The organism is Mesorhizobium sp. M4A.F.Ca.ET.020.02.1.1 (assembly GCF_004022645.1).
GTDB lineage: Bacteria > Pseudomonadota > Alphaproteobacteria > Rhizobiales > Rhizobiaceae > Mesorhizobium.
Window position 1 is genome coordinate 1 of record NZ_RZOI01001012.1, and the last position, 1,670, is coordinate 1,670.

The window sequence follows — 1,670 nt, forward strand, 5'->3', positions numbered from 1 at the left end:
GTCCCAGTGCATGCCGTGGTCGCTGAATGTGCTGCCTTCTACGCCCGCCGCCAGCACCAGCCTCTCGGGATTGACGGGATGGCCGGTCGCCGCCCACATCTCACCATCCTCGCGCATCGTCGGCAGGGGTTCGACCGCCATCTGCATGACGCCTGCAATCTCCGCCGACCGCTTCTTGCCGTCGACTTGGTATTTGATTGGCACCTTCTTGGCTCCGAGGTTGGTGCTGATCAATGGCGCGAAGGCGGCCATCGGGCCGCCCGCGGCGCCGGTGAAGATCGCGCCCAGCGCTTCTGTCTGCCTGTCGTCGGCCTGCTCGTCGATATAGGCGGCAGCCGTCCAATTGCCGTCCGCCATCGGGCCTGGTGTATGGGCGATCATCGCAACGTTGAGGCCATCCAGCCGAACGTCGCCAAATTTGCCCGTGTCGATATGAAAGACCAAGGCAACATCGCAAGCACCTTGCGTCGGCTTCGATGTCAGTTGCGCATTGGTGGAAATCAGGCACGGGCATACGACGTCGCAACTACAATTCTCGAAATAGTCCCCGGACAATTGCCAACTGGTTGCCATTTGCACCTCCCGGCTGCGTCAGGCGCGTCGGCATGGATCGCTTTGGCGAGGGGTGGCGCCGCCCACGCGTCGTGGGAACGGCAAATAGCCCACGCCGCGACTGTGTTCGGCACGCCAGGGCATATAATTCAAGTTGCACCTAATGGAGGGTACGCCGATGCCCTGCACTGTCAAGCCGCCGGCTCCGACGCTGAAATCGTTCGAGCCCGCGTCGCTTCTCTCCTTGCTCCGCCCTAGAATGACGACGGCTATGGCTTCCTTCGCACCCTCTGTTCCGTCGCTATAGCCAATCCCCGCTGGTAACGAAAAGGGCCGGCGAAGCCGCCAGCCCTTGTGGTGTTTATCACCAATATATCAGGCCTGCTTGACCTTAAGCCAGAACTTTATTTGTCGGCTAAATAACGCGCCGCCTCAACGCTCTACCGCTCGTCCTTTAGCCGCCGGCAGAGCTCGTCGAGCTGGTCCAGCGTCCGGTAGTTGACGCGAATTGTGCCGCCGCGCTCCTTATGCTCGATCGAGACGATCATGCCGATCGTGTCGGTGAGCAGCTTTTCCAGCGCCAGCGTGTCGGGGTCCTTTTCGACCGGCTCGGCCTTCTTCGCCTTGACCGGCGTCGGGCCAGCCGGCATCTGCGCCAGCGCTTCGGCCTGGCGCACCGAAAGTCCTTCCTCGACGATGCGCTTGGCGAGGCCTGCCGGATCCTCGGCCGTCACCAGCGTGCGGGCGTGGCCGGCCGACAGCGCGCCATCGACCAGCATGTCGTGAATCACGTTGGGCAGCTTCAGGAGCCGCAGCGTGTTGGCGACATGGCTGCGGCTCTTGCCGATCACCTGGCCGAGATCGGCCTGGGTGTAGCCATGCTCGTCGATCAGTTGCTGGTAGCCCTGCGCCTCCTCGACCGGGTTGAGGTCGGCGCGCTGGACGTTTTCGATGATCGCCAGCTCCAGCGCCGTGCGGTCGTTGACCTCGCGCACTATGATCGGCAGTTCGGTCAGGCCGGCGCGCTGCGCCGCCCGCCAGCGCCGCTCGCCGGCGATGATCTCGTAGCGGCCGGGCTGCGACGGCGACGGCCGCTACGAGATCTGTCTCTTATACAC

At 63.5% G+C, this 1,670-nt stretch carries 1 protein-coding gene and 1 pseudogene; both read right to left on the minus strand.

The features are described 5' to 3' along the window. On the minus strand, positions 1–579 hold a 579-nt coding region (locus tag EN742_RS34255), incomplete at its 3' end, for a DUF1326 domain-containing protein (protein WP_245492469.1). A 413-nt stretch (positions 580–992) separates the two neighbouring features. Further along, positions 993–1,670, minus strand: a pseudogene (locus tag EN742_RS34260) (ParB/RepB/Spo0J family partition protein); the annotation flags it as partial.